This is a genomic window from Pseudooceanicola nanhaiensis (assembly GCF_020171315.1).
Lineage (GTDB): Bacteria > Pseudomonadota > Alphaproteobacteria > Rhodobacterales > Rhodobacteraceae > Pseudooceanicola > Pseudooceanicola nanhaiensis_A.
On the sequence record NZ_JAIUZP010000009.1, the window covers coordinates 73301 to 95404 of the forward strand.

The 22104-nt window shown below is 68.8% G+C and carries 26 protein-coding genes; 15 read left to right on the forward strand and 11 right to left on the reverse strand.

The annotated features are described in order from the left end of the window. Positions 1-9 precede the first annotated feature (9 nt). The 3 genes from era (at position 10) to rpsD (ending at position 2090) form a co-directional block, all read left to right on the forward strand. Positions 10-915: a GTPase Era gene (era, locus tag LCM32_RS15885; protein WP_224822073.1), complete on the forward strand. Its 906-nt coding sequence runs from the start codon at positions 10-12 to the stop codon at positions 913-915. A gap of 4 nt (positions 916-919) precedes the next feature. Next, the gene (locus LCM32_RS15890; protein ID WP_224822074.1) at positions 920-1255 is read left to right on the forward strand and encodes a DUF1491 family protein; all 336 of its coding nucleotides are present in this window, start codon (positions 920-922) and stop codon (positions 1253-1255) included. A gap of 214 nt (positions 1256-1469) precedes the next feature. Then, entirely contained in the window at positions 1470-2090 is a 621-nt protein-coding gene (rpsD, locus tag LCM32_RS15895) for a 30S ribosomal protein S4 (RefSeq protein ID WP_224822075.1), read from the forward strand. A 145-nt stretch (positions 2091-2235) separates the two neighbouring features. Here the strand turns inward: rpsD and LCM32_RS15900 are convergent, their stop codons facing one another. Together LCM32_RS15900 and LCM32_RS15905 are read right to left on the reverse strand one after the other, a co-directional pair. Then, positions 2236-3705, reverse strand: a complete 1470-nt coding sequence (locus tag LCM32_RS15900; RefSeq protein WP_224822076.1) for a UdgX family uracil-DNA binding protein — start codon at positions 3703-3705, stop codon at positions 2236-2238. After that, positions 3705-4940, reverse strand: a complete 1236-nt coding sequence (locus LCM32_RS15905; RefSeq protein ID WP_224822077.1) for a putative DNA modification/repair radical SAM protein — start codon at positions 4938-4940, stop codon at positions 3705-3707. The genes LCM32_RS15900 and LCM32_RS15905 overlap by 1 nt, the downstream gene beginning before the upstream one ends. A 234-nt stretch (positions 4941-5174) precedes the next feature. Here LCM32_RS15905 and LCM32_RS15910 point away from each other — a divergent pair, with 234 nt between their 5' ends. Then, on the forward strand, positions 5175-6593 hold the full coding sequence (locus LCM32_RS15910) for a homospermidine synthase (protein ID WP_224822078.1): 1419 nt from the start codon (positions 5175-5177) through the stop codon (positions 6591-6593). A 49-nt stretch (positions 6594-6642) separates the two neighbouring features. Here the strand turns inward: LCM32_RS15910 and LCM32_RS15915 are convergent, their stop codons facing one another. Further along, positions 6643-7173 (reverse strand): GNAT family N-acetyltransferase, encoded by a 531-nt coding sequence (locus LCM32_RS15915; RefSeq protein ID WP_224822079.1) that lies wholly within the window; start codon positions 7171-7173, stop codon positions 6643-6645. 175 nt (positions 7174-7348) lie between these two features. On the opposite strand from LCM32_RS15915, the gene hisC reads away from it, so the two are divergent. From hisC to LCM32_RS15930, 3 genes are read left to right on the forward strand one after another with little or no spacing between them, the layout of a single operon-like run. Then, positions 7349-8437 carry a histidinol-phosphate transaminase gene (gene hisC, locus LCM32_RS15920; RefSeq protein ID WP_224822080.1) on the forward strand — a complete coding sequence of 363 codons (1089 nt, stop codon included), beginning with the start codon at positions 7349-7351 and terminating at the stop codon, positions 8435-8437. After that, complete coding sequence (locus LCM32_RS15925) at positions 8434-9405, forward strand: prephenate/arogenate dehydrogenase family protein (protein ID WP_224822081.1); 972 nt, start codon at positions 8434-8436, stop codon at positions 9403-9405. Before hisC ends, LCM32_RS15925 begins: the two co-directional genes overlap by 4 nt. Further along, a complete protein-coding gene (locus tag LCM32_RS15930) occupies positions 9402-10292 on the forward strand; it encodes an extensin family protein (RefSeq protein ID WP_224822082.1) in 891 nt (296 codons plus the stop codon). Before LCM32_RS15925 ends, LCM32_RS15930 begins: the two co-directional genes overlap by 4 nt. An 84-nt stretch (positions 10293-10376) precedes the next feature. Here LCM32_RS15930 and LCM32_RS15935 read toward each other — a convergent pair whose 3' ends face one another. Then, complete coding sequence (locus LCM32_RS15935) at positions 10377-10769, reverse strand: metallopeptidase family protein (RefSeq protein WP_224822083.1); 393 nt, start codon at positions 10767-10769, stop codon at positions 10377-10379. A gap of 162 nt (positions 10770-10931) precedes the next feature. Between LCM32_RS15935 and LCM32_RS15940 the strand changes: the two genes are divergently transcribed. Beyond that, positions 10932-11525 carry an NAD(P)H-dependent oxidoreductase gene (locus LCM32_RS15940; protein ID WP_224822084.1) on the forward strand — a complete coding sequence of 198 codons (594 nt, stop codon included), beginning with the start codon at positions 10932-10934 and terminating at the stop codon, positions 11523-11525. Positions 11526-11719: 194 nt separating this feature from the next. Here the strand turns inward: LCM32_RS15940 and LCM32_RS15945 are convergent, their stop codons facing one another. Then, on the reverse strand, positions 11720-12436 hold the full coding sequence (locus LCM32_RS15945) for a response regulator (protein ID WP_224822085.1): 717 nt from the start codon (positions 12434-12436) through the stop codon (positions 11720-11722). A gap of 227 nt (positions 12437-12663) precedes the next feature. Between LCM32_RS15945 and mce the strand changes: the two genes are divergently transcribed. After that, positions 12664-13068, forward strand: coding sequence for a methylmalonyl-CoA epimerase (gene mce / locus LCM32_RS15950; protein ID WP_224822086.1), 405 nt, complete (start codon positions 12664-12666; stop codon positions 13066-13068). A gap of 3 nt (positions 13069-13071) precedes the next feature. Beyond that, positions 13072-13356, forward strand: coding sequence for a DUF1467 family protein (locus LCM32_RS15955; protein WP_224822087.1), 285 nt, complete (start codon positions 13072-13074; stop codon positions 13354-13356). Positions 13357-13529: 173 nt separating this feature from the next. Here the strand turns inward: LCM32_RS15955 and LCM32_RS15960 are convergent, their stop codons facing one another. The 3 genes from LCM32_RS15960 to LCM32_RS15970 all read right to left on the reverse strand — a co-directional run bounded on the left by LCM32_RS15960 (position 13530) and on the right by LCM32_RS15970 (position 15359). Next, the gene (locus LCM32_RS15960; protein ID WP_224822088.1) at positions 13530-14243 is read right to left on the reverse strand and encodes an EI24 domain-containing protein; all 714 of its coding nucleotides are present in this window, start codon (positions 14241-14243) and stop codon (positions 13530-13532) included. Further along, on the reverse strand, positions 14228-14806 hold the full coding sequence (locus tag LCM32_RS15965) for a nitroreductase (protein WP_224822089.1): 579 nt from the start codon (positions 14804-14806) through the stop codon (positions 14228-14230). The genes LCM32_RS15960 and LCM32_RS15965 overlap by 16 nt, the downstream gene beginning before the upstream one ends. A gap of 139 nt (positions 14807-14945) precedes the next feature. After that, positions 14946-15359 carry a winged helix-turn-helix transcriptional regulator gene (locus tag LCM32_RS15970; protein WP_224822090.1) on the reverse strand — a complete coding sequence of 138 codons (414 nt, stop codon included), beginning with the start codon at positions 15357-15359 and terminating at the stop codon, positions 14946-14948. Between the two features lie 98 nt (positions 15360-15457). Here LCM32_RS15970 and LCM32_RS15975 point away from each other — a divergent pair, with 98 nt between their 5' ends. Continuing rightward, on the forward strand, positions 15458-16378 hold the full coding sequence (locus tag LCM32_RS15975) for an NADP-dependent oxidoreductase (protein WP_224822091.1): 921 nt from the start codon (positions 15458-15460) through the stop codon (positions 16376-16378). A 76-nt stretch (positions 16379-16454) separates the two neighbouring features. On the opposite strand, the gene LCM32_RS15980 is transcribed toward LCM32_RS15975, so the two are convergent. Further along, a complete protein-coding gene (locus LCM32_RS15980; protein ID WP_224822092.1) occupies positions 16455-17069 on the reverse strand; it encodes an HAD-IA family hydrolase in 615 nt (204 codons plus the stop codon). After that, the gene (locus tag LCM32_RS15985) at positions 17062-18168 is read right to left on the reverse strand and encodes a class II histone deacetylase (protein WP_224822093.1); all 1107 of its coding nucleotides are present in this window, start codon (positions 18166-18168) and stop codon (positions 17062-17064) included. The genes LCM32_RS15980 and LCM32_RS15985 overlap by 8 nt, the downstream gene beginning before the upstream one ends. Positions 18169-18305: 137 nt before the next feature. Between LCM32_RS15985 and LCM32_RS15990 the strand changes: the two genes are divergently transcribed. After that, positions 18306-18566: a DUF167 domain-containing protein gene (locus LCM32_RS15990; RefSeq protein ID WP_224822094.1), complete on the forward strand. Its 261-nt coding sequence runs from the start codon at positions 18306-18308 to the stop codon at positions 18564-18566. 6 nt (positions 18567-18572) lie between these two features. On the opposite strand, the gene LCM32_RS15995 is transcribed toward LCM32_RS15990, so the two are convergent. Further along, positions 18573-18812 (reverse strand): hypothetical protein, encoded by a 240-nt coding sequence (locus LCM32_RS15995; RefSeq protein WP_224822095.1) that lies wholly within the window; start codon positions 18810-18812, stop codon positions 18573-18575. 284 nt (positions 18813-19096) lie between these two features. On the opposite strand from LCM32_RS15995, the gene LCM32_RS16000 reads away from it, so the two are divergent. The 3 genes from LCM32_RS16000 (at position 19097) to LCM32_RS16010 (ending at position 22041) form a co-directional block, all read left to right on the forward strand. After that, positions 19097-20332: an NAD(P)/FAD-dependent oxidoreductase gene (locus LCM32_RS16000; RefSeq protein ID WP_224822096.1), complete on the forward strand. Its 1236-nt coding sequence runs from the start codon at positions 19097-19099 to the stop codon at positions 20330-20332. Between the two features lie 90 nt (positions 20333-20422). Next, entirely contained in the window at positions 20423-21436 is a 1014-nt protein-coding gene (locus LCM32_RS16005) for an Ldh family oxidoreductase (protein WP_224822097.1), read from the forward strand. Between the two features lie 2 nt (positions 21437-21438). Further along, on the forward strand, positions 21439-22041 hold the full coding sequence (locus LCM32_RS16010; protein ID WP_224822098.1) for a helix-turn-helix domain-containing protein: 603 nt from the start codon (positions 21439-21441) through the stop codon (positions 22039-22041). Positions 22042-22104 lie beyond the last annotated feature (63 nt).

Below are 22104 nucleotides of genomic sequence, written 5' to 3' on the forward strand. Positions count from 1 at the left end.
GGACATCCCATGACCACTCGCGCAGGTTTCGTCGCCCTGATCGGAGAGCCGAACGCCGGTAAATCCACCCTGCTGAACCGCATGGTGGGGGCAAAGGTCTCGATCGTGACCCACAAGGTGCAGACCACCCGCGCCCGTATCCGCGGCGTTGCCATCGAGGGCGACGCGCAGATCGTCTTCGTCGACACGCCCGGCCTCTTCAAGCCGCGCCGCCGGCTGGACCGTGCGATGGTCGCCGCCGCCTGGGGCGGGGCCGCCGATGCCGACGTGGTCGTGCTGATGATCGAGGCGCACCGCGGCGTGACCGAGGGCGTCGAGAAGATCCTCGAAGGGCTGACCGACATCGGCAAGGGCCGCACCGTGGCGCTTGCGATCAACAAGATCGACCGGGTCGAGGCGCCCGTGCTGCTGGCCCTGACCGAGAAGCTCAACGCCGCCTTCGACTTTGCCCAGACCTTCATGATCTCGGCCGAGAAGGGTTATGGCGTGGACGACCTGCGCAAGTGGCTGGCGGGCGAACTGCCCGAGGGCCCGTGGCTCTACCCCGAGGACCAGATCGCCGACCTGCCGATGCGCATGATCGCCGCCGAGATGACCCGCGAGAAGCTGACCCTGCGCCTGCACCAGGAACTGCCCTACCAGCTGACCGTCGAGACCGAGAACTGGGAAGAGCGCCCCGATGGCACCGCCCGGATCGACCAGATCGTCTATGTCAGCCGCGACGGCCACAAGGGCATCGTGCTGGGAAACAAGGGCGAGACGATCAAGGCCGTCTCCAAGGCCGCGCGCGAAGAGCTGGAGGAATTCCTCGGCCGTCGGGTGCACCTCTTCCTGCAGGTGAAGGTGCGCACCAACTGGCTCGACGAGGCCGAGCGCTATTCCGAGATGGGTCTCGACTTCAAGGACGGGAACTGAGCCCATGTCCCCCCGCCTGACGGCGCAATTCTGGGTGCAGGCCTACCTCGCCCGGCTGCGGCTGGCCGACATTCCCGCCTTCGTCGTGGCCCATGGCGACGACACGGCAGGCGCGGTGCTGGTGAAACTGGCCACGCTGGACGGGCAGGCGCAGGCCTTCACCCGCGGCTTTGACCTGATCTCGGGCGCGCGCCGCTGGGAGGTGCTGGCCGAGGGCGCCGAGGCCGAGGTGGATGCTGCCGTCACCCGCCAGCGGGGCTATGACCCCGACCTCTGGGTGATCGAGGTGGAAGACCGCCACGGCCGTCACCTGCTGGACGAGCCCGGCCTGTCGGAGTGACGGCGGCACGCCCCGGCGCGCGCCGTGGAAAAGGGCGCGAAACGGCGAGAAACATCGCCCCGCGCCCGTTGACTCCCCGCAAATCCCGCGTATAAGCGCGGCTTCATTGGTGTTGGTGGGCCCCGCAAGGGGATTCCTGTCATGGGTACACGCCCAAGAGGACAACGCCCTTCATAGCCGCCCCCGGGCGGCGCTCTGACGAAGGAGATCAGCCGTGACCAAACGCACGTCTGCCAAGTACAAAATTGACCGCCGCATGGGCGAAAACATCTGGGGCCGCGCCAAGTCCCCGGTCAACCGCCGCGAATACGGCCCCGGCCAGCACGGCCAGCGCCGCAAGGGCAAGATGTCGGACTTCGGTCTGCAGCTGCGCGCCAAGCAGAAGCTGAAAGGCTACTACGGCGACCTGACCGAGAAGCAGTTCCGCCGCATCTTCGCCGAAGCAGAGCGTGTGAAGGGCGACACCGGTGAGAACCTGATCGGCCTGCTCGAGCGCCGTCTGGACGCCGTCGTCTACCGCGCCAAGTTCGTCGCGACCATCTTCGCTGCACGTCAGTTCGTGAACCACGGCCACGTGACCGTGAACGGCCAGCGCGTGAACATCCCCTCCTACCGCGTGAAAGAGGGTGACGTCATCGAGGTCCGCGACAAGTCCAAGCAGATCGCCGTCGTCATGGAAGCCACCCAGCTGCCCGAGCGTGACGTCCCCGACTACATCGAGGCCGACCACTCGAAGATGACCGCGACCTTCGTGCGCACCCCCGGCCTGGGCGACGTTCCCTACGCCGTGCAGATGGAACCGCACCTCGTCATCGAATTCTACGCGCAGAACTGATCCTGCGCCGATCCGATCCGGAAAGGGCCGCACCTCTGGTGTGGCCCTTTTTGCTATTGGGGGTGCCGGGCAGGCCGCCCGCTCGGCTGGTGCGGGCAGTGTGGGCCCACTCTGCCCGCACCTCGATCACGCCTCGACCCTCGCCTCAGTCCATGGCGGCGATGATCCCGGCGGCCTGCCGCAGGTCGGCCTCGAAGGCCGCCTCGGCCTGCGGACGCTCCGACGGGGGCAGGCGCAGCAGGTAGGAGGGGTGCAGGGTGATCAGCACCGGGGTGCCGTCCTCCGCCGCCTCCAGCCGCCCGCGCCGTTTCGTCAGCTCGCGCCTGTCGCCGGTCAGGCTTTCCACCGCGGTGGCGCCCATGGCGAGGATCAGCCGCGGTTTCACCATCTCGCGCTCCAGATCGAGCCACCAGCGGCAGTGCCGGATCTCGCCGCCATTGGGGGCCTGATGCAGCCGCCGCTTTCCGCGTGGGGTGAACTTGAAGTGTTTCACCGCATTGGTCACGAAGGCCCGGTCGCGCAGGAGGCCCGCCCGCGCCGCCACCGTGTCGAAAAGCTGCCCGGCGGGTCCCACGAAGGGCCGCCCGGCGAGGTCCTCGTGATCGCCGGGCTGTTCGCCCACGATCATCAGCGGCGCATCCAGCGGACCCTCGCCCGGCACCGGCTGGGTGGCATTCTCCCACAGGGGACAACGGCGGCAGCCCGCCAGACCGGCCTTCAGCGCGTCGAGGCCCTGAGGCACCTCGGCCGCTTCGGGCGCACGCAGCCGGGCGCCGATCTTGGCCGCGCGCGATGGCGCCAGCGTCGGCGCGGCCTCGGCCATGGCACGGGCGCGGCTTTGCGCGGTGGCGATCAGCTCGGGGATCAGCTCGGCCTCGGGCATGTTGCGCCAGTACTTGCGCGGCATCTCGGCCTGCATCGCCTTCACCTTCAGCCGCGCGGGGTTGAAGATGTTCCGGAAGTAGGTCCGCCAGAGCTCCTCCGCCGCATCCTGCGGCAGGTCAGGCCGGGCCAAGGCAGGCTCGAACCGGGTCTGTCCGTCCACGAAATGCGCCGTCAGGTCCGGGGTGAAGATCGACCAGTCCATGTCGCCAAAGCGTTTCTCGAAGAAGGGCGCAGTGGGCTCAAGGATCAGGTGCGTCGGCTCGAACCACGCGGCGAAGCGGCGGCGCGGGCCGTCGTGGCCGAGGTCGCGGAACCGCACGAAGGCGGTCATCTTGTGCTTGTCCCGGCCCACCTCCTTGGCCATGCGGTTCAGCCGGTCGACGCGCGGATCGCCCCGGTCCTCCAGCAGGCCGCGGCGGTCGCGCAGCGCCCACAGCAGGGCATAGAGCCGGGCGAACCGTTCCGGATCGCGGTGCCAGACCACCATGCGGGCTAGCTGGACGAAGCCCTTGGGCACGGTGACGGCTTTGACGGGCGGGGCCGGTGTACCGCCGAAGAGGTCTCCGGACGGGCTAGGCGCCGGATCGTCCCCGCCTGCGAAGAGGTCGCGCTCTGCCGCGCCGCGATGCCACAGCACCTGCTCCGGCGGCACACCCTCGGCCAGCAGGTCGCGCGCGGCGGCGCGCCAGGCCTCGAAGGTGCCGATCTCGGGCAGGGTGATGCGGCGCATCAGATCAGCTGCAACTGCTCGGGCGGCGGGGCGAAACGGGCGCGCAGATCGGCGGAATCGGTCAGCGCGCGCGGATGCCAGTCCAGCGCCGTGAGGAAGGGCCGGGCCTGCTTCATGTTGGCCCCGATCCGCACGAGGTCCTCGTAGCGCAGCGTCCGGTGCCGCCGCGTGGCGAGGATGCGGTTCACCGAACGCACCCCGACGCCGGGAATGCGCAGCAGCATCTCGCGCTCGGCCCGGTTCACGTCCAGCGGGAAGAGGTGCCGGTTCGCCAACGCCCAGGCCAGCTTGGGATCGACTTCAAGGTCGAGGTTGCCCGTGGGCGCGGCAGAGGCGATCTCCTCCACGTCGAAGCCGTAGAACCGCAGCAGCCAGTCCGCCTGATAGAGCCGGTGCTCGCGCATGAGTGGCGGTTTCACCAGCGGCAGCGCGGCAGAGCTGTCGGGGATCGGCGAGAAGGCGGAGTAATAGACCCGCTTCAGCCGGTAGGAGGAATAGAGCCGGGTCGAGCTGCGCAGGATCGTCGTGTCCTGCGCCCCGTCCGCGCCGACGATCATCTGCGTCGACTGGCCCGCGGGTGCAAAGCGCGGCGGGCGCTTGCCGGTAAAGCTCTTCTCCTTGCGGGCCTCCTTCAGCAGGCGCACGTCGGCCATGGCGCGGCGGATGCGTTCGGGCGATTTCTCGGGCGCGTAAACGGCCACGGCCTTGTCGGTCGGCAGCTCCACGTTGATCGACAGCCGGTCGGCATAGAGCCCCGCGGCCTCGATCAGCTCGGGCGCGGCGTCGGGGATCGTCTTGAGATGGATGTAGCCGCGAAACCCGTGCTCCTGCCGCAGCAGGCGGGCGATGCGCACCATGTCGGCCATCGTGTCGTCGGGGCTGCGGATGATGCCGGAGGAGAGGAACAGCCCCTCGATATAGTTGCGGCGGTAGAACTCCAGCGTCAGCTCCACCACCTCCTCGGGCGAGAAGCGGGCGCGTTCCACGTTGGAAGAGACCCGGTTCACGCAATAGGCGCAGTCATAGATGCAGAAGTTCGTCATCAGGATCTTCAGCAGCGAGATGCAGCGCCCGTCCGGGGCATAGGCATGACAGATGCCCGACCCGGTGACCGAGCCGATGCCCTTGCCATCGCGCGAATCCCGCCGCTGCCCCCCGCTGGAGGCGCAGGAGGCATCGTATTTCGCCGCATCGGAGAGAATCGCGAGTTTCTGATCGAGAGATTTCTTACCCATGTGTTCATGGTATGTTCCCGTTGCTGCGCGATCAATGCCCCGCCTTCCTACTCGCGCGCTTTGGCGCGTCGCGGGCGATCACATCTGCGCGGGCGTCCGTGGAAGGGCCCGGGAAGAGACTGTCGCCCGCCGCTTTCGTCAGGATATCACTGACGATTTCGTGCGGGCCCCATTGCATGGACGGCGCGATTGCGCACTCTAGGTTCAGACCGGACCGCCAGCAGGAGAGAGCCCGTGACCCATCCCGTCCATGCCCGTATCGACGGCCCCGTGATCCTGATCGGCTTCGGCTCGATCGGCCGGGGCACACTGCCGCTGATCGAGCGTCACTTCGACTTCGACCGCGAGAAGCTGGTGGTGATCGAACCCAACGGTGCCGTGGCGGCCGAGCTGAAAGAGCGTGGCATCCGGCATCTGGAGGTGGCACTGACGCCTGAGAATTACCGCGAGGTGCTTGGCGGTCTCTTCGAGACGGGCAAGGGCTTCGTGGTGAACCTCTCGGTCGATACCTCCTCGCTCGACATCTTGCGGTTCTGCCGCGAGAAGGGCGTGCTCTACATCGACACCGTGGTGGAGCCCTGGGCGGGCTACTACTTCGAGACCGAGGACAATGCCGCGCGCACCAACTATGCCCTGCGCCAGAAGGTGCGGGACGAGAAGGCGGCCAACCCCGGCGGCACCACCGCGGTCAGCTGCTGCGGCGCGAACCCCGGCATGGTTTCGTGGTTCGTGAAAGAGGCGCTGCTGAAGCTGGCCGCCGACATGGGCCGCGACGCAACCGCGCCGACGGACCGCCCGGGCTGGGGGCGGCTGATGCGCGACCTCGGCGTGAAGGGCGTCCATATCGCGGAACGCGACACGCAGGTGCGCCTGACCCCGCGCGAACCGGGGCAGTTCGTGAACACATGGTCGGTGGAGGGCTTCATCGCCGAAGGCTTCCAGCCCGCCGAACTGGGCTGGGGCACCGCCGAGACGTGGCGGCCCGACAATGCGCATGGCTACGACTACGGTTGCCTTGCGGGCATCTGGCTGGAGCAGCCCGGCGCCAACACCCGCATCCGCACATGGTGCCCCACGCCGGGGCCGCAGTTCGGCTTCCTCGTGACCCACAACGAGGCAATTTCCATCGCGGATTACTACACCGTCGGCATGGTCGAGGCGCCGGAGTTCCGGCCCACCTGCCACTATGCCTACCACCCCTGCGATGACGCGGTGCTATCGCTACACGAGATGTTCGGCTCGGAGCAGATCCAGACCGATCACCACATCCTCGGCGTCGACGAGATCGAGCCGGGCGGCATCGACGAACTGGGCGTGCTGCTCTACGGCCACGAGAAGAACGCGCTCTGGTACGGCTCGCGGCTGTCCAACGAAGAGACCAAGTCGCTCGCCCCGGACCAGAACGCGACCGGCTTGCAGGTCTCCTCTGCCGTACTGGCCGGGATGGTCTGGGCGCTGGAGAACCCCGAGGCGGGCATCGTCGAGACCGACGAGATGGACCACGCCCGTTGCCTCGAAATCCAGAAGCCCTACCTCGGCCCGGTCGAGGGGCATTACACCGACTGGACGCCGCTCACCAATCGCCAGACCCAGTTCCCGGAGGAGCTGGACGAGGAGAACCCCTGGGCCTTCCGGAACGTGCTGGCGGGCTGAGGCCTCTGCGCAGGCAGATCAGGGCTTGGACGGGTCGGGCTGACGAGGATCAGGGCGCGGCCAGCAACTCGTTCGGATAGGCGCCCTCGCCGATGCGGAAGACGGTCTGGCCGATGCTGACGAAGCCGCAGGCGGCGTAGAACGCCAGCGCCCCGGTGTTCTCGGAATTCACCGCCAGCCACGGGCGCGGCAGGCCGCGCGCCTGCGCTGCCTCCAGCCCCACGGCCAGCAGGGCCCGGCCCAGCCCTGCGCCGTGGAAGCGGGGCCGGACATAGAGTGTGACGATCTCGGCCGGCGAGACGCCGGGCGCCATCACCGGGGCCGGGCGCGCCTCTTCCAGCCGCAGGTAGCCCACCGGCCCGGCGGCGTCGCGCGCGACGAGGAAAACCCCCTCCGGCGCGGCGATCCAGCCCGCCACGGCCTCTGCGGTGAAGTGGCGCAGCGCGTAGTCGGCAAAGACCGGGGCCACGCCCTCGCGGATGTAGGTGCCCAGCCAGACCTCGATCGACAGCGCCGCCAGCGCTGCGGCTTCCTCGGCCCGGGCGGGGCTGATCTGGTAGCTTGTGCTGGTTTCCGGCATGTTTCGCCCCTTTCAACCCGTTGCGGCGCGACCCTAGACCGGGCAGGGGCGGGGAAAAAGCACCCCCTGCGGCCTTGTTGCAACCCTGCCGCAATGACAGGGCTGACATGATCGGCCTATGCTGGTCAGACCGGTCGGCCCCCGCTATGGAGGGCCGATATTTCAGGTGAGACACATGACCCATTCGATCAGACCTCAGCCCGGCATCATGGACATCGCGCTCTACCAGAGCGGCGCGTCCAAGGTCGCAGGCCAGACCGACGTGGTGAAACTCTCGTCGAACGAGAACCCTTTCGGCCCGGGTGAAGCGGCTGTCGAGGCCGTGCGGCGCTCGGTCTACGACCTGCACCGCTATCCCCCCACCGATCATGCCTCGCTGCGCCGGGCCATCGCGGACACCCACGGGCTCGACCCCGAGCGGATCATCTGCGGCGTCGGCTCGGACGAGATCATCGCCTTCCTGTGTCAGGCCTATGCCGGGCCGGGCGAAGAGGTGCTCTTTACCGAACACGGCTTCTCCATGTACCGGATTTCGGCCCTTGCCGCGGGCGCGACGCCCGTCGAGGTGAAGGAGCGCGAGCGTGTCACCGATGTGGACGCCCTTCTGGCGGCCTGCAACGAGCGCACGCGGCTGGTCTTCATCGCGAACCCGAACAACCCCACCGGCACGATGATCGGCGGCAACGAGGTCGCTCGCCTCGCCGCCGGCCTGCCGGAGCAGGCGCTGCTCGTCCTCGACGGCGCCTATGCGGAATATGTCGAAGGCTTCGACGGCGGTGCCGCGCTGGTGGACAGCCGGTCGAATGTCGTCATGACGCGCACCTTCTCCAAGATCTACGGCCTCGGCGGGCTGCGGATCGGCTGGGGCTATGGCCCGCAGGAGGTGATCGACGTTCTCAACCGCATTCGCGGGCCGTTCAACCTGTCCTCCACGCAGCTGGCCGCGGCCGAGGCTGCCGTGCGCGACCGTGCCCACCTGGAGCGCTCACGTTCGGAAAACGCCCGCCTGCGGACGTGGCTGGCCGAGGCGCTGGCCGAGCACGGCGTGCCTTCCGACACGTCGACCGCCAACTTCATCCTCGCGCGTTTCGCCGACGAGGACGAGGCCATGGCCTGCGACACCTACCTGAAATCCCAGGGGCTGATCGTGCGCGGCGTGGCGGGCTACAAGCTGCCCCATTGCCTGCGCATCACCGTGGGCGACGAGTCGAGCTGCCGCCGCGTGGCCCATGCCATCGGCCAGTTCAAGGGCGGCGCACGATGACCACCGACGTGACGACCCCGGGGGCCGCCGCGGCCCCCGTCTACCCCAAGCTTGCGCTGATCGGCCTCGGCCTGATCGCCTCCTCCATCGCATGGGCCACGCAGCGTGGTCAGGTTGCGGGCGAGATCATCGGCTATGACCGCGACCCGGGGGTGCGCGAGACCGCCCGCCGGATCGGCCTGTGCCACACCGTCGCCGACACCGCCGCCGAGGCCGTGGCCGACGCGGACCTCGTGATCTTCTGCGTGCCCGTGGGCGCCATGGGCGCCGTGGCCGAAGAGATCGGCGGCGCGCTGAAACCCGGCGCCACCGTCTCTGACGTGGGCTCGGTCAAGAAATCCGTGATCGACGCCGTGGGCCCGCATATCCCCGAGGGCGTGCATTTCGTGCCCGCGCACCCGCTGGCGGGGACCGAGCATTCCGGCCCCGAGGCGGGCTTTGCCGAGCTTTTCGACAACCGCTGGTGCCTGATCGTGCCCTCCGATGGCTCCGACGCGGAGGCCATCACGACACTGCGCCGGTTCTGGGAAGGGCTGGGCGCCAACGTCAATGAGATGGACGCCGAGCATCACGACCTCGTCCTTGCCGTCACCAGCCACACGCCGCACCTCATCGCCTACACGATGGTGGGCGTGGCCGACGACCTGCGCCGGGTGACCGACAGCGAGGTGATCAAGTATTCCGCTGCCGGTTTCCGGGACTTCACCCGGATCGCCGCCTCGGACCCGACCATGTGGCGGGATGTCTTCCTCTCGAACAAGGAAGCGACGCTGTCGATCCTCCAGCGCTTCACCGAGGAACTCTTCCGCCTGCAGCGGGCGATCCGGCGGGATGACGGTGACCTGCTCTTCGATTACTTCACCCGCACGCGGGCGATCCGGCGCGGCATCATCGAGGCCGGTCAGGATACCGCGGCCCCGGACTTCGGCCGGGGTGGGCCGCGTCAGCCCAAGGCGCCCGACGCATGACGGCCCGGGCGCGGGTCGCGGCGGCTCTGGCGCTGGCGGGATGTCTCGCCGCACCGCTGAGCCTGCTGGCGAACGCGCCCGATCAATCTTTGCGCCCCGTGGCGCGGGGCCAGATCGTGCAGGGCCAGATCCTGCCCGCCGATGCCTTCATCTCGCCTGCCGATCTCGGCGTGCCGGAGCAGGTGGTGGTGCCGGGGACGCTCGCGCCCGCCGCCCGGCCCCCCGCGCGCGCGCTATCGCCCAGCACCTTCGGCGTCCGCCCCGAAGCCGAGCCGCGTGATCCCAACCGCTTTGCCGCGATGCGCCCCCGTGCCCGTCCGCCCCGGATCGAGGACACCGCCCGCCGCACCGAGGCCCTGCTGCGGCAGGGCGCGGTCTGTGGCGATCCATCCCTGCAGGGCATTCACGTGGGCCGCGTGGCGGGCAACTCCGGCTGCGGGATCGAGGATGCGGTGCGGCTGCGCTCGGTCTCGGGCGTTGCGCTGTCGACCCATGCGCTGATCGATTGCACCACCGCCAAAACGCTGAAGACCTGGATCGATGGCGCGCTGAAGAAAGAGGTGGGGCGGCGCGGCGGCGGGGTCTCCGAACTGAAGGTCGCGGCCCATTACGCCTGCCGACCGCGCAACAACCAGCGCGGGGCCAAGATCTCGGAGCACGGCAAGGGCCGGGCGATCGACATCTCGGCGATAAAGCTGCGCGACGGGAGTGAGATCACGGTGCTCGATGGCTGGAACACCCGTAAGGATGGCAAGCTGCTGCGCCGGCTGCACAAGGCGGCCTGCGGGCCGTTCGGCACGGTGCTGGGGCCCGAGTCCGACCGCTTCCACCGCAACCACTTCCACTTCGACACGGCGCGCTATCGCTCCGGCGCCTACTGCCGATAAGGCGGGGCTGCCTGCACGTCGCACGACGCTGATGTTGCGGCGGCTGCGCCCGGGCAGTCTGGCCCCCTCAGCCTGCCGGGGCGCTCACTCCCACCACGGGTCGATGCGGGCGATCTCGGCGTCGGACCAGCCGAAGTGATGCGCGAACTCGTGGATCGTGACATGGGCGATCAGGTCTTCCAGCGTCACGTCGCCCCGGTCGCGCCACTCCGCGAGGATCGGTTCACGGAACAGCCAGACCGCATCGGGCTGCGTCGGCAGGTCCCAGATGGATTTCTCCGTCATGGGAATGCCCTCGTAGAGACCGGTCAACTCCAGCGGATCGTCGATCTCCAGTTCTGCAAGCATCTCTGCATCGGGATAATCGGCGACAAGCACCACCACCTCCCGCGCCCCGGCGCGGAAAGCCTCGGGGAGGTCGGCCACGGTGCGATGGGCGATCTCTTCGAAATACGCAAGCGAGATATTCTGAGCCATGCCTTGGATATGGCGCAGCGGGCCGGGTCTGGAAAGGGGCAGGGGCGGGTCTGGCTGCGGGAAAAGGCCTCTGCATCTCTGCACAGCGGGTTTGCGCCGGTGCCCGTCGTCGGAGGGGGGCCGTCGCCCTACCTTTTTCCCAACAGCCGAAAGGAGACCCCCATGGCACAGCCGAAAATCGTCATCCCCTTCTACTCCACCTACGGCACCAACCACGCCGTTGCCCTCGAGGCCGCGAAGGCCGCCGAGGCCGCGGGCGCCGAGGTTCGCCTGCGCCGCTTCGCCGAGACCGCACCGATGGCGGTTGTCGAAGGGCAGGAGGCCTGGAAGGCGCAGTACGACAAGATGCAGGACATCCCCGAAGTCACGCTCGACGACATGGACTGGGGTGATGGCTACTACTTCATCTTCCCCACCCGCTACGGCTCTGCGCCCAGCCAGGTCCGGTCCTTCATCGACATGATGGGCGGCATCTGGAACGAGGGCAAACTGGTCAACAAGGCGGTCACCGCCTCGACCAGCGCCGGCAATGTCCACGGCGGGCAGGAAAGCACGCTGCTGAGCTTCTACTTCTCGGTCATGCACTGGGGCTCGGTCATCGTGGCGCCCGGCTACACCGACGGGTCGATCTTCGAGGCGGGCGGCAACCCCTATGGTTATTCCGCCAAGGCCGGTGAATTCGACGAGGCCGGGAAGGCCGCCGTCGCGCATCAGGCGAAACGCCTGGTCGAGATCACCGCGAAACTGGCGGTCTGATCCGCTCTGACGCCGGGCCGGGGGCGCGTCCCCCGATCTCTCGTACACGGATCGCCGCCTGCCAGATCGCAGGTCTGGGGGCGGCGGTCCGAGAGCGTCCGGCAAAGGTGTAGAGCCGCCGGCCCGCGCCATTCAGGGCCCGGCTGCCCCATCGAAACCGGCTCCCCGGTGACGGATTGGCAAGCTGCGCCGCTTCAGATCGCCATCGGCTGGGCCAACCGGGCGCGCAGCAGGCCGGTCACGCGGGCAACATCGCCTGCATGGGCGGCGCCCTGACGGCGTGTTTCCTCCAGTTGCTTCACGGCCTGCAGCAGCACGATATCCTCCGCGTCCTGCGCCACGCCCTGCAGGAACTGGCGCGCGTAGTCGACCACCTCCACCGGGACGTCCGGCGCAAGGATCGCCGCCAGGTGGGCCATGTCGTCCCGGTAGGCAATCGGGTCCGGCTCCACCCGGTCCGAGAGGACTTCCCGCGGGCCGCGGGGATGATACTCCGGCGGCAGATGGCGGAGGATCGCATCCTGAAACGCCATCACGCTCAGCATCGGTTTCGCCAGGAACCCGTCCGCCCCCGCCGCGAGGGCCTCGTCGCGCAGTTGCGTCTCGCCGCTGGTGGCGAGGATAACCGCCACCCGGGGCGTGGCCCGGGCCAGGTCGGCGATCAGCTCCGCCCCGTCGCCATCGGGCAGGCCGAGGTCGATGATCGTGATCGAGGGACGATAGACCCGAAGGTGCCGCCGCGCCGCCCGCAGGCTGTCCGCCCGCCGGATGCGCGCCCCGGACCGCAGGCAGAGCAGGCGCATCGCGTCGCTGGCATAGCGGCTGTCCTCGACCACCAGAACCGTGAGCCCCAGCAGGGGCCGGTCCCCTGTCGGGGCGGGAGAGCTGGCACGTGTGTCGAGATCGTCCATCGCATGTCTCCTGTCGGTCTGCGGGCCCACTGGCCCGGCCCCTCGACCCTAGCCCTCCGCGGCTAATGAAAGCTTAATCCGCGCCCGCCGCGCAGCCCGTCCCGCGTCCTGCACACCCGCCGTTTCACGATTGGACACCCGACACCGCCCCCGGCCCTGCGCGGACCTGTCGCTTGCGTGGTGCCCCACTGCTGCGCATAAGGAGGGAAAGGATGAGGAGAGAGATCATGATCGGCCGCCTGAACCATGTCGCCATTGCCGTGCCTGACCTGGAGGCCGCTTCGGCGCAGTACCGCGATACCCTCGGCGCCACGGTCGGCGCGCCGCAGGACGAGCCCGATCACGGCGTGACCGTGGTCTTCATCGAACTGCCCAACACCAAGATCGAGCTGCTCTACCCGCTGGGCGATGCGAGCCCGATCCGGGGGTTCCTCGACAAGAACCCGGCTGGCGGCATTCACCACATCTGCTACGAGGTCGAAGACATCCTCGCCGCCCGTGACCAGCTCAAGGAAGCGGGTGCCCGGGTGCTGGGCGATGGCGAGCCCAAGATCGGCGCCCATGGCAAGCCGGTGCTCTTCCTGCATCCCAAGGATTTCAACGGCTGCCTCGTCGAGCTGGAGCAGGTCTGATCCATGGCGATCACCTCTGCCCTCGTGCTCTTCGCGGTGATCTGGTTCCTCACCCTGCTGGTGGTCGTGCCGATCCGGCTCAAGACCCAGCAGGACATGGGCAAAGTCACGCCCGGCACCCAGTCCGGCGCGCCCGAGCACCACTACCTGAAGCAGAAGGTCTGGATCACCACCGGCATCACCCTGGTCCTCTGGGCCATCGTCTGCGGCATCATCCTGTCGGGCTGGGTCACCATTGCCGACATCGACCTCTTCCACCGCATGAACCCGCGCAGCCCCGTCAACTGACGCGGCCTCCTCCCATCCACTGTTCCAAAATATCCCCGGGGGCTTGCCGCCCCGCAGGGCGGCAAGGGGGGCAGGCAGCCCCCCCACGCGCGGCGCAAGCCGCGGCCAGGCATCGCGTGCGGCGCAGCCGCTCCGCACGGTCAGGCCCGCTTCAAGCCCGCTTCAAGCCCGCTTCAAGCCCGCTTCAGGCCGCCATTCAGACGATGGAAGATATGGGTGAAGGTTGCCGCCCCGAAGATCGGGATCACGAGGTTCACCAGCGGCACCGACAGCGGCACAGCCATCAGAACGCCCGCCGCCCAGATCGACAGCCAGTTGCGGCCGCGCAGGCGGTTCGCCTCCTCCCGGCCCACGCGCCGGATCGCGGCCAGCGTGTAATATTCCCGCCCCAGCAGGAACCCGTTCAGCCCCCAGAAGATGAAGAGCGCGAAGGGCGGAAACAGCACGTAGAGCGCCAGTGCCACGATATTCGCCCCGATCAGCACGCCAAGGAACCCCAGCGAGTCCTTGATCTGCTCGGGGATCGGCAGCCGGGGCACCGCGGGCAGGTGGGGATAATGTCGGTCCTCCACCGCCTGCGCCACATCGTCGAGGAAGAGCGAGGTGATGGCCGAGGCCACCGGCACCATCAGGAAGACCGAGAGCGCCATCATGGCGAAGAAGCTGGACCACGTGACCAGCTCTCCGACCCATGTCACCTCGCCGATCAGCGGCAGGGTGGCGCTGTCGCCCACCAGCCACTGCAGCAGCACGAGGAGGCCGGCATAGGCCGCCACCAGCAGGGCGAAGGTCAGCACGATCCCGAGGAAGAGCACCCGGCGGAACCGCCGGTCCCCGGCCTGCGACAGCGCGAGGACAAAGCTCTGCAGGATCACTCCGACAGCCATGTGACCACCTTGGCGAGGTCGGGGCGCGGGCGCTCCGGCGGGGCGACGGTTTCCGTGCCGAGGTAGACCAGCCCGGCGAGGCTTTCCTGCGGCGCAAGGCCCAGGCCCTCTTCGAGGAACGGCCGGTCGAAGGCGTGCCAGCCGGTCAGCCAGCCCGCGCCCCAGCCCGAGGCCAGCGCCGCGTTCACGAGGCCGAGGCAGACGGCGCCCGCGGAATAGGTCTGCTCGATTACGGGGACCTTGGGGCTCTCCTTCGGGCTTTCCACCACGGCCACGCAGACCACGCCATCCTCGAACTGCTTGGCCGCCTTGGCGATGTCGGCCTCGTCCTTGCCGAGTGCTGCGCCCCGGGTCTTGGCCAGGGCGGCCAGACGATCCAGCGCCGCGCCGTCCAGCACGATGAAGCGCCAGGGCTCCAGCTTGCCGTGGTCCGGCACGCGGGCGGCGGCGGTCAGGATCACTTCCATCTCGTCGCGCGACGGGCCGGGGGCGGTCAGCGTCTTGGGCGGACGGGACCGGCGGGTCAGCAGGAAATCGAGGGCGGCTTGGTTTCTTTCGGGCATAGATCACTCCTGTCGCTGCCCGACATGTCGGCGCTGCGGCGCAGGGTTTCAAGCGTAAAACCTTGGAAAAGCCTCAGGATCGGCGTCGGACAGGGGCGCGCCGACGGGCCGGACCCCGGACAGTGCCCCGCTGCGGGCCTCAGCGTGCCCCGGCGGCGGCCAGCCGTTCCTGCGCCTCGGGATCGCCGTTGGCGGCGCGGTGCGTGAGGATCTCCGGCACATGGTTCTGTGCCCAGATGCAGATCTGATCCATCAAACCGGCCAGTTCCTCTCCGAGCGCGGTCAGTTCATAGTCCACCCGCGGCGGCACCTCGGCATGGACGGTGCGCGAGACGAGCCCGTCATGTTCCAGCCCGCGCAGGGTCTGGGACAGCATCTTCGGAGAGATCCCCTCGATCTTCCGTGCAAGCTCGGCATTGCGCATTCGACCCTGTCTCAGGGCGGTGACCGTAAGGTAGGTCCACTTGCCCGAGAGCAGGTCGAGCACCATGTGCGAAGCGCAGTGCCGTTTAAACACATCGAAGGTATAGCCCTCAGTCGCATTAGTAACCATTGGGTAACTACTTTCCAAAAAGGTGCCTACTTCACAAACGGAAGTTATGGTGGAATCAAGGCGCTCGTCAACGTCGCAGAGAACGACAGGAGCATTTCATGCAGATCATTACCCAGGAACGCACAGGCAGTGCGCAGGTCTTGCAGTTGTCCGAGAAGCCCACGCCCGAGCCGGGACCGGGCGAGCTGCGCGTGCGCGTGATGTCCGCGGGGGTGAACCCCGTCGATGCCGCTGTGCGCGCCGGGCATTTTCCCCTCATCGGTGAGCCGCCCTTCACCATCGGCTGGGACCTTGCGGGCGTGGTCGAGGCCGTGGGCCCCGGCGTGCGCTGGTACCGCCCCGGTGACCGGGTGGCCGGTCTGGCGCGCTTCCCGCAACAGGCGGCGGCCTATGCCTCCCACGCCATCGTACCGGAGGAAGAGATCGCCCGCGTCCCCGCGCAGGTCGACCTGCAGCAGGCGGGTGCCCTGCCGCTGGCCGGTCTGACCGCGTGGCAGGCGCTGGTGGAGGCCGGTGGCCTCGCCCCCCGTCAGCGGGTGCTGATCCATTCGGGCGCGGGCGGCGTCGGTCATCTGGCCGTCCAGATCGCCAAGGCCCGCGGCGCCCATGTCACCGCCACGGCAAGCGCCGGCAAGCTGGATCTGCTGCGCGAGCTGGGGGCCGACATCGCCGTGGATTACCACCGCACCCAGCCGGTGGGTCCCTTCGATCTGGTCCTCGACCCGCAGGCCGGCGTTCAGGCAGAAACCTCCGTCGCCCTCACGCGGCCGGGCGGGCGGGTGATCACCCTGCTCGACTTCACCGAGACGGCGGCGCAGCTGGCGCAGTCGCGGGGCGTGCATCTGCAACGGATCATGGTGCGGCCCGGGGCCCATCACATGGCCGCGCTGATGACGCTGATGGCCGAGGGCGCTTTGCGCGTGGTGGTCGACCGGACCTTCCCGCTGGCCGAGGCCGGGGCCGCGCAGGACTACCTCGCCGAGGCCCGTCCGGCAGGCAAGGTCGCGCTGATCCCCTGACGGCAGGCCCCTGCGGATCGGGCCCGCGCAGATCCAACCGCTGGCCGGTGGTCTCCCTCCCACCGGCCAGCGGGCCTTACCAGTCGCGAAGCATCTCCCGCAGGTCCGCGCCCGGCTGCCAGAGCCGTGCGTCCCAGCCCGCGGCCATTGCGGCCCTGACATTGGCGGGCGTGTCATCGACGAAGCGGATCGCCTCGCGGGGCACCTCCGCCGCCGCCTGCGCCCGCGCGAAGAAGGCCGCCTGCGGCTTGGCCACGCCGAGGCCTGCAGAGAACAGCATCCCGTCCACATGCGGTGCGAGCCGCAGCTCCTCCATCAGGTAGCGGGCCCTGAGCGGCTCTTGGTTGGTGGCGAGGAAGACGCGCCAGCCCTCGGCGCGCAGGCTGTCGCAGGCCGCCAGCACGGCGGCGTCCACCTGCGCATCGCGGGAAAACCAGTAGTCGAGGAAGTCCGCCACCGTCAGGTCGCGGCGCAGCGACGGCAGGCACCGGGCGAGCACCTCGTCCAGAGCCTCCTGCCCGGACAGGATCGCGGGCCAGTGCGGGCGGAAGAAGACCCGCTGCAGGGCCTCCGGGTCGATCCTCAGGTCCTGAGCGATGGTTCCGGCCCAGCTGCCGCCCTGACGCGGATGGATCAGCACCCCATCCACGTCGAGCATCAGGCAGCGCGGGCCGGGACCGGTCTCAGCCAAGATGAACCGCGGCCATCTCGTCGATCAGAGTCGAGTGGAAGGCGCGCACCCGCTCGTTCGGCTGGCGGGTGGCCACGGTCTTGGCCATCGGGTCCGGGGCGACATGGTCACTGCCCGCCAGCGTTTCGATCACCGCGTGACCGCAGAACGGCACATAGGCCTCGGAATACCCGCCCTCGTGCACGGCCAGCAGCTTGCCGCCGCAGTGACGGTCGGCGGCGGCCATCATCAGCTTGGTCATCTCGGCATAGGTCTCGGCGGTGCACATCATGTGGGCCAGCGGATCGAAGGGCCCGGCGTCGAAGCCGCAGGCGATGACGATCACGTCCGGCTTGAAGCGGTCGATGGCGGGCACCACGATCTTTTCCATCACCTCGAGGTAGCCGTGATGGCCCACACCCGGCGGCAGGGGGATGTTGATGTTGCAGCCCTCGCCCGCGCCCTTGCCGCGGTCTTCCACTTCGCCGCTGTCGAGCGGGTAGTTGTGTTCCTGATGGATCGAGATCGTCAGCGTGTCGTCCCGATCGTAGTAGATCGCCTCGGTCCCGTTGCCGTGGTGCACGTCCCAGTCGACCACGACGGCACGGCCAAGCAGGCCCTCGGCCCGGGCGGCTTCCAGCGCGACAGGGATATTGGCCAGCAGGCAGAAGCCGTTGGGCCAGTCGGGCAGGCAGTGATGCCCCGGCGGACGCGAGAGCGCATAGGCGTTCTTCACCTCTCCTTTCAGGACGGCACGCAGCGAGGCCGTGGCCAGCCCGGCCGAGAGCGCCGCGATCTCGTAGCCGCCCTTGCCGAAGGGCGTGCGCAGGCCCAGTTCGCCGCCGCCCGCGTCGGAGGTTTGCTTGAATTTGTCGAGGAAGGCGGCGGGGTGGATGCGCTCCAGCTCTTCGCGGGTGGCCTGCGGGGCGGAGGAGACATGCAGGTCGCCCATCAGCCCGGTCACATCCATCAGGTTCTTGAGCCGCCGCTTCGTCTCGGGGCTTTCGGGCAGGCCGCCCGCGGCCAGCGGCTGGACGAGGTCCCCCACCGGCAGGGTCAGCGCGTAGTTGCCACCCGAGTGCCAGAAACAACGCTCATCCCAGTAAAAACCCGTTTTCATATCGGTCTCCATCTTCCGTCGGCGCGATCCGATCACCCCGGCGACGGATTGGCAAGGGCGGCCACGGCACCGGGGCGGCGGTCCTTGGCCGGTGGGGCAGAGTTGACAGCGGCACGCGCCCCCGCCATGCCGGGGCCATGGCACAGCTTCCCGATCTCTCCGACCTTGCGCAGCCCGGCGCGGAAATCGCCCTGCGCGTGACGCCCAAGGCGTCGCGCAACCGGATCGAGCGGGGCGAGGACGGCGGGCTGCGGGTCTACGTGACGGTGGTGCCGGAGGACGGCAAGGCGAACGTCGCCGTGCAGAAGCTGCTGGCCAAGGCCATGGGCATCGCGCGGTCGCGGCTCACGCTGCTGCGCGGGCAGACCGCGCGGGATAAGGTCTTCCGGGTGGACTGACGCGCCTCAGCCCTTCTTGGGCGGCAAGACGTAGCTGCCTTCAGGCAGGTTCAGCGCCGCGGCCAGATCGCGCAATTGCGACGGGGAGAGCGTGATCTTCAGCACTTCGTCGGTCCGCGCGTCGTATTGTTCCAGCGTCACGCATTCGGTGAAGGCGTTGATCGAGATGTCTTCCTGAAGCGGCGCCGGGCCGTCATCGACCAGCGTGATGACCGTGGAATCAAACTCGTGCTCGATCGTGAACATGATCTACCTCTTGGGCTGACGTTGGTCCTTGTCCCTCGGGCGCCACGTCCTCCGCGCCCGGATGGCAGGTGTCTTATCTCTCCCCACGGTGCTTGAGAACTGCCAAACCTGCAAGCAGGCCCTTGCAAGAACTCCCCTTTTCGGGCGGGGCAGGGCGGAAAGGGTGCCCACATGGGCGCAGCCCGGCGGCCTGCATTCTCGGAAAAATATTTCCTATAGGAAAATTCCTGCGCTAGATGTTCAGGCGATCCGGCTTTGGATCGGGTCTGGTGGAGAGGGTTGCAGTGCGGATTGCGGTAGTGGGCGCGGGAATCATCGGCGTGAACGCGGCGCTTGCCTTGCAGGCGCGCGGAGCGGAGGTCGTGCTCTTCGACCGGGCCGCGCCGGGGCAGGGGGCCTCCTTCGGCAATGCGGGCTGCTTTGCCTTTTCCGAGGTGACGCCGATCTCGATGCCGGGGCTGGCCTGGTCCGTGCCGGGGATGCTGGCCGATCCCCACGGGCCGCTGGCGATCCGCTGGTCTTATCTGCCCCGTCTGGCGCCGTGGCTGATGGCCTTCCTCAAGGCCGGGCGCAGCGCAGAGGTGGCGCGGATCTCGGATGCGCTCTCGGCGCTCTGCGCCCGCGCCAAGGCGGAGTACGCCCCGCTGCTCGCCGCCTCGGGCGCGGAGGCGCTGGTGCGGCGCGAGGGGGCGCTCTTCGTCTTCCGGGACCGCAAGGCGCTGGAGGCGGAGCTGCCCGAATGGGAGATGAAGCGCGCCCGCGGCATCACGGTGGAAGAGATCGGGCCGGAGCGGCTGCGCGAGATGGAGCCCGCGCTGTCGCCGGACTACACCTGCGCGTTCCATGTGCCGGACTGGCATCACACGGTGAACCCGGAGGCCATCGTCACCACGCTGGCCGCGCATTTCCGCAGCAAGGGCGGACGCCTGCGCCGCGCCGAGGTCGACCGGATCGAGGACCGGCCCGAGCGCCTGCGGCTGAAACCGGCAGGCGCCCCGGCAGAACCCTTCGACCGCATCGTGATCGCCTGCGGGGCGCATTCCCTGCATCTGTGCGCCCCGCTCGGCTACAAGCCCCTGCTCGACACCGAGCGGGGCTACAACCTGACATTGCCCGATCCGCAGGTCACGCTGACGCGGCCCGTCTGCGTGATGGACAAGGGCTATTTCATGACGCCGATGGAGATGGGCCTGCGCGTGGGCGGCGGGGTCGAACTGGGCGGTCTGGCCGCCGCGCCGAACTGGGACCGGCCCGAACGCATGGTCTCCCATGCCGAGACGGTGCTGCCCGGCCTGAACCGCGCAGGTGGCGCGCAGTGGATGGGCTTCCGGCCCTCGATGCCCGACAGCCTGCCCGTCATCGGCAAGATGCCGGGCCACGAGCGGCTGCTGGTGGCCTTCGGACACGGGCACATGGGGCTGACGCTGGGCGCGGTGACCGGGCGGCTGCTGTCCGAGATCGCCTTCGATGCGCCGCCCTGCGTGGACCCCGCCCCTTACGACCCGGCGCGGTTTGCCTGACGCGGCAGTGACGGCGGGTGGGCGCCGCACCGCAGGCCGCCGTCGCGGGGCCGGGCCCCACGAGACTGAACGACAGAAGGAGGACGACCCATGGACAAGACGACCCTGACCCGCGAGGCGCTGACACGGCTGCTCGAACGGGTTTTCATCGCCAATGGCTGTAGCGAGACAGTCGCCGGCATCCTCGCCGCCAATGTCGCGAATGCGGAGGCGGCGAAGTCTTACAGCCACGGGGTGTTCCGCATCGAGGGCTTCGTCAGCACGCTGCGCTCGGGCTGGGTGGATGGCACGGCGGTCCCGGTGGTCGAGGACGTGGCGCCGGGCTTCCTACGGGTCGATGCCCGCAACGGCTTTGCCCAGCCGGCCCTCGCCGCGGCCCGGCAGGCCTTTGTCGCGCGGGTGCGCCGGCAGGGCGTCGCACTGCTGGCCCTGCGGGACTCGCATCATTTCGGCGCGCTCTGGCCCGATGTGGAAGCCTTCGCGGACGAGGGGCTGATCGCGCTGTCGATGGTCAACAGCATGACCTGCTCGGTCCCGGCGGGGGCGGTGAAGCCGGTGCTGGGGACGAACCCGATCGCCTTTGCTGCGCCGATTGCCGGCAAGGCGCCGCTGGTGTTCGACTTCGCCACGACGACCATGGCCCATGGTGACGTGCAGATCGCGGCGCGCGAGGGACGGACCCTGCCCGAGGGCACCGGCGTCGATCGCGACGGCGTGCTGACCGGCGATCCCAAGGCGATCCTCGAAGGCGGCGCGCTGGTGCCTTTCGGCGGTCACAAGGGCTCGGCCATCTCGCTGATGGTGGAATTGATGGTGGCGGGGATCTCGGGCGGGAATTTCTCGTTCGAATTCGACTGGTCCGGCCATCCCGGGGCGCAGACCCCGCGCACCGGCCAGATCCTGCTGGCAATCGACCCGTCCCACGGGGCAGGGACCGCCTTTGCCGACCGGGGGCGCGTCCTGATCGACCGCCTCGCCGAGGCAGGCTTTGCCAGCTATCCCGGGGCCCGGCGCCGCGCTGTCGAGATCGGCCCCGATACGGAGGTGCCGCTCTCCGCCGAGGTGCTCGCCCGTCTTCAGGACCATGCCGAGGGGCGGACCTGAGGATGCAGGGCCCGCTCGACCCGATGCTGCGGCTGCCCTCCATCGGGGAGCGTGTCCAGACCCTGCGCAAGCGCGACCGGCTGACGCTGAACGATCTGGCCGGGCGCGCGGGCATCTCTGCCTCGGCCGTTTCCAAGATCGAGAACGGCCAGACCTCGCCGACCTATGAGACCATCGTGCGGCTGGCGGTCGGGCTCTCCGTGGATGTGGCGGAGCTCTTCGGCAGCGAGGGCAGCACCCCGGTGAGCGGACGGCGGGCGATCACCCGCGCCGGGGAGGGCGTCGCGCAGTCCACGCCGCATTACGACTACCAGATGCTCTGCACCGATCTGGCCACGACGGCCTTCATCCCCTTCCTGACCCGCATCCGCGCGCGCTCGGTCGCCGAGTTCGCCGGGCTGCAGAGCCACCGGGGAGAGGAGTTCTTCTACGTGCTCGACGGGGCCGTCGAACTCCATACCGAGCATTATGCCCCGGTCCGGCTCGACCGGGGCGACAGCTCCTATTTCGACAGCGGCATGGGCCATGCGCTGATCTCGGTCAGCCCGGAGGAGGCCACGGTGCTCTGGATCGCGACCCGCGTCCACGGTGTGCTGGAGCGCTGACACCGGATGACGTTCCGGCGCTCTTGCGCTGCGCGCCACTTCGCGGTCCTCTCGCGCAAGCAT

Excerpts from the sequence above, each read along its gene's own strand:
- LCM32_RS15985 (WP_224822093.1), bottom strand. The coding sequence starts at position 18,168 with ATGAAAACGGGTTTTTACTGGGATGAGCGTTGTTTCTGGCACTCGGGT.
- LCM32_RS15995 (WP_224822095.1), bottom strand. The coding sequence starts at position 18,812 with ATGTTCACGATCGAGCACGAGTTTGATTCCACGGTCATCACGCTGGTC.
- LCM32_RS15955 (WP_224822087.1), top strand. The coding sequence starts at position 13,072 with ATGGCGATCACCTCTGCCCTCGTGCTCTTCGCGGTGATCTGGTTCCTC.
- LCM32_RS15940 (WP_224822084.1), top strand. The coding sequence starts at position 10,932 with ATGGCACAGCCGAAAATCGTCATCCCCTTCTACTCCACCTACGGCACC.
- LCM32_RS15945 (WP_224822085.1), bottom strand. The coding sequence starts at position 12,436 with ATGGACGATCTCGACACACGTGCCAGCTCTCCCGCCCCGACAGGGGAC.
- LCM32_RS15965 (WP_224822089.1), bottom strand. The coding sequence starts at position 14,806 with ATGCCCGAAAGAAACCAAGCCGCCCTCGATTTCCTGCTGACCCGCCGG.
- LCM32_RS15905 (WP_224822077.1), bottom strand. The coding sequence starts at position 4,940 with ATGGGTAAGAAATCTCTCGATCAGAAACTCGCGATTCTCTCCGATGCG.
- LCM32_RS15900 (WP_224822076.1), bottom strand. The coding sequence starts at position 3,705 with ATGCGCCGCATCACCCTGCCCGAGATCGGCACCTTCGAGGCCTGGCGC.
- LCM32_RS15925 (WP_224822081.1), top strand. The coding sequence starts at position 8,434 with ATGACCACCGACGTGACGACCCCGGGGGCCGCCGCGGCCCCCGTCTAC.
- LCM32_RS15890 (WP_224822074.1), top strand. The coding sequence starts at position 920 with ATGTCCCCCCGCCTGACGGCGCAATTCTGGGTGCAGGCCTACCTCGCC.
- LCM32_RS15930 (WP_224822082.1), top strand. The coding sequence starts at position 9,402 with ATGACGGCCCGGGCGCGGGTCGCGGCGGCTCTGGCGCTGGCGGGATGT.
- LCM32_RS15975 (WP_224822091.1), top strand. The coding sequence starts at position 15,458 with ATGCAGATCATTACCCAGGAACGCACAGGCAGTGCGCAGGTCTTGCAG.
- era (WP_224822073.1), top strand. The coding sequence starts at position 10 with ATGACCACTCGCGCAGGTTTCGTCGCCCTGATCGGAGAGCCGAACGCC.
- mce (WP_224822086.1), top strand. The coding sequence starts at position 12,664 with ATGATCGGCCGCCTGAACCATGTCGCCATTGCCGTGCCTGACCTGGAG.
- LCM32_RS16005 (WP_224822097.1), top strand. The coding sequence starts at position 20,423 with ATGGACAAGACGACCCTGACCCGCGAGGCGCTGACACGGCTGCTCGAA.
- LCM32_RS15935 (WP_224822083.1), bottom strand. The coding sequence starts at position 10,769 with ATGGCTCAGAATATCTCGCTTGCGTATTTCGAAGAGATCGCCCATCGC.
- LCM32_RS15970 (WP_224822090.1), bottom strand. The coding sequence starts at position 15,359 with ATGGTTACTAATGCGACTGAGGGCTATACCTTCGATGTGTTTAAACGG.
- hisC (WP_224822080.1), top strand. The coding sequence starts at position 7,349 with ATGACCCATTCGATCAGACCTCAGCCCGGCATCATGGACATCGCGCTC.
- LCM32_RS15960 (WP_224822088.1), bottom strand. The coding sequence starts at position 14,243 with ATGGCTGTCGGAGTGATCCTGCAGAGCTTTGTCCTCGCGCTGTCGCAG.
- LCM32_RS15990 (WP_224822094.1), top strand. The coding sequence starts at position 18,306 with ATGGCACAGCTTCCCGATCTCTCCGACCTTGCGCAGCCCGGCGCGGAA.
- LCM32_RS16010 (WP_224822098.1), top strand. The coding sequence starts at position 21,439 with ATGCAGGGCCCGCTCGACCCGATGCTGCGGCTGCCCTCCATCGGGGAG.
- LCM32_RS15915 (WP_224822079.1), bottom strand. The coding sequence starts at position 7,173 with ATGCCGGAAACCAGCACAAGCTACCAGATCAGCCCCGCCCGGGCCGAG.